The sequence below is a fragment of the Actinomycetota bacterium genome, from assembly GCA_030017835.1.
GTDB lineage: Bacteria > Actinomycetota > Aquicultoria > UBA3085 > Oleimmundimicrobiaceae > Yes70-04.
Genome location: JASEGU010000051.1, coordinates 1 through 3,128, shown reverse-complemented (window position 1 = coordinate 3,128; position 3,128 = coordinate 1). Strand labels below are relative to the sequence as shown.

The window sequence follows — 3,128 nt, the reverse complement described above, 5'->3', positions numbered from 1 at the left end:
GTCAACTCCATCAAGCAAGCAGTAAAAATCACCATCACCTGAAATGATGATTGCTTTTTCATAATTTGGAAACTCGATCATGGTGTGCAAGACAAGCTCTGCGTCTACATTTCCCTTAATCTTTCTCTTGTCACCATCTTTTATTTCCAAAGTAGGCTTAAAGATGACTATATACCCGGCTTTTTGCAGATAAGTGTAGAGTGATTCGTTCCCCGGAACATAACCGATGAATAGAAATGCCTTCTTTACCTTATATTTATCTTTCAAGTAAATACTGAATCTGGCAAAATCTAGCTCCCAACCGCAATCCTTGATTGCCAGATTCAAATTTTGACTATCTATAAAAGCGTAAATATTTTGCTCTTCTTTCATGACTCATCGCCAACCAAGTATTCGGATAAGATCACTTCGCGCGGACCATGAGTCTTTGCCGCCCCCTCCGCGATGTGCTCTTTCAAGAGCGCGCCTGGGATATTCTTCTGTATTAAACCCAACAACCTGAATTGGTTAAGACCTTGCTTCAATTCGCCGTTTAATTCTTGAAGGGCCGTTTTGATCGTCTGTTTGGGTAGGCTTCCCTCTTCCAATCGCTTTGCGACCAGCTTTAAGTAAGCCTCTTGCTCTTCGGTGAATCCTTCCATGCTGATAAGCGTCTTTATGATCTTTAGCAGCTTGGTGGCGCCATCCCGCCCGCCCCGTGAACTAGGCAGGTCGTCATCCTCTTGGGTTGAGTTGAGAAAAGCCTTTTTGTTCTGGTCTAAAAGCCCGAAATAGTCGGATAAGATCTTGACCCTGGCAGCTTCCGGCTCAGTTTCAAGAAGCCCCGCGGCGGAAATAAAATCTAGCTCTTCTGAGTCATCACCTCTTTTGCAGAGATAGAACTTCTGAAGTTTACCTTTGCGGAAATAGGTGAGCAGGCTGCTGCCTGCCGACTCGATGGACCTGGCGGTTCTGGCTTTCTTGGGCAGCCTTTTGATCCTATCAAACAACCCGGGATCATCCTTGCGCAGATCCTTTATCTGTTGCAAATATTTAAGCTCGCTCTCAGCATCATCACCCTCTCCGGTGATGGTCAGTTTTGAACTTAAGCGGTCGAAAAGCTCGTGAGACTCTATCGGCTCACCCTCGGTCAAAAGCCTGGCATCGGTGCCCAACATGGAAATGAATGCATCTATTTTTGCCTGAGCCAGTTCTTTCAGTTTGATCTGATCGTTCGATTGCTTGGTCGGAAAGAAATTGAAGGTGTGGATGGTGTCGAACTTGGTATCGACACGGTTGATGCGGCCGACGCGTTGAATCAACCTGGTTGGATTCCAGGGGATATCGTAATTGATGACGATGTTGGAGCGGTCTAGGTTCACGCCTTCAGATAAGACCTCGGTGCTTACAAGGATGCGGATGTCGTCTTTGGGAGAACGCGCTCTGGGGCATCGAAGTTCTCGATGACTTGCTCCCTAACCAAGGTGCTGGAGCTTCCGGTAAATAAGAGGGTCTGGCCGGAGAACTTCTCTTGTAGATGGCTAAAGAGATGCTCGGCCGTCTCTTTGGACTCGGTGAAGATGATGATCTTGTAACGTTTTAAGATTGGGTTGGCAGATAGCTCAGCAAGAAAGGCGCCCATCTTGGGATCGCGCTCGATGTTTGACCATTGCTTGTAGATGCCCCTGAGAAGGGGCAGATCGCTTTTGAGGTGTGCTGCAAATTCTTCCTTGAAATCCTTTGCTTCATATACTTTAGCCTTATCATCATCTAGCAGCCTTTGGATGACCTCTTCGTCGTCGTTCTCCAATAGATCAAATATTTTGCCGGCATACTTCTTGCTGACATAAACCTTGCCCTTGTCGAATTCCCCCAAGAATTGCTCATAAGAATGGATGAAGCGGCCAATCGTGTTCTTGAAGGCATAGAAGCTGCTCTCCAGCCTTTTTACCAGGAGTATCTTCATAAATTTTCCCATATTCCTCTGGGCTAATTATTCCTGCTGGGCAAGACTGCCTTCGTAATAGAGCATGGGGGTATAACGTGAATACTTGAAATTTTTGGCAATCTGCTCGATGGTATGGTTAAAGACCGCGTCTTCCTCTTCATTGAGCATATAATAGATGGGTTTGGGATCAGATACCTCGGGAAATTTCAGTTTTTGTTCTTCGATATCCTTGGCGTAATATTTCTCTATCTCCGAGCGGATGCGACGCACCATCAGATACTTTAAGGCCTTCTCGCGAATCTCTTTAGCGTTTTCCTTAACTATCCTAATGTATTGGTCATAATCCTGCTGCCTATCGACCAGGGCCAAGCGGTTCTCAAGGGCGGAAAAGAAATGTTCTAAATCGGGCAGGTTTGGGATAGTGCTTCTTCTTGCCTTCTGAAAGAGCTTTATCTGGCTTAAGATATCCTTTGGCCTATTATTATAAGGGGTGGCCGTAACGAGGATAACCCGCTTGCCCCGACAGATCTGAGCCAAGGTTTCGTAGGTTATGTTGCTTTCAGTCCTGAAACGGTGAGCCTCGTCGATGAAGACGTTTTTATATATATCAAGATCTTGTTTCAAAATATCGTCGAGCTGTCCGGTTGAGCAGTAAGAGGCAGGGATGTTGAAATATTTAAAGATGTTTCGCCAGGAACCCGGGTTATCTTCTTCCAGTAAGAATGGCGGGGCTATCACCAAATTTCGGCCATCGAGCTGATCGGCAAGTAGAGCCGAGACATATGTCTTGCCAAGACCAACCACATCGGCTATGAAGACGCCGCCGTACTCCTCAAGTATCTTCTTGGCGTTCAAAACCGCCTCTTCTTGGTACTCATACCTTTTGAAGCCCTGGGGGATGAATTTATAGAAAACCTCATCAACCCTGTTTAAGTCGTCCTTGAAATATTCGTAGAGAAACTTTAGGTAGAGCTCATAGGGGGTTACCGTATCGTTTAGCCAAGTTTTGGCCCGTATCGTCTCAATATATTTTTGGCTTACATCTACGCCATCTCTCCAAAGTTCATTGAATTTTTGCTGAGCGAAATCATAGTCTGCCCTAGTCTTGAGCTCAACGTTAAATTCCAGGTTGTCTATCAGGCCGGACGCGGTGAAATTGCTGGAGCCGGTGATGACCCTTCCTTTATCTCGGTCTTCTTCG

The 3,128-nt window shown here is 46.0% G+C and carries 4 protein-coding genes; all 4 read right to left on the bottom strand.

The window, feature by feature from the left end:
• Positions 1–372 (bottom strand): NYN domain-containing protein (locus tag QMD53_07005; GenBank protein ID MDI6800384.1); only part of this gene is annotated, 372 nt, incomplete at its 3' end.
• Positions 369–1,361 (bottom strand): helicase-related protein, encoded by a 993-nt coding sequence (locus QMD53_07000; GenBank protein ID MDI6800383.1) that lies wholly within the window; start codon positions 1,359–1,361, stop codon positions 369–371. The genes QMD53_07005 and QMD53_07000, both read right to left, overlap by 4 nt.
• Before the next feature lie 23 nt (positions 1,362–1,384).
• On the bottom strand, positions 1,385–1,945 hold the full coding sequence (locus QMD53_06995) for a hypothetical protein (protein ID MDI6800382.1): 561 nt from the start codon (positions 1,943–1,945) through the stop codon (positions 1,385–1,387).
• A 27-nt stretch (positions 1,946–1,972) separates the two neighbouring features.
• Positions 1,973–3,128, bottom strand: a 1,156-nt coding sequence (locus tag QMD53_06990; GenBank protein ID MDI6800381.1) for a helicase, incomplete at its 5' end; no start/stop codon positions are given.

Bases quoted from the DNA above. Each gene is read 5' to 3' on its own strand.
- QMD53_06995 (MDI6800382.1), bottom strand. From the start codon at position 1,945: ATGAAGATACTCCTGGTAAAAAGGCTGGAGAGCAGCTTCTATGCCTTC.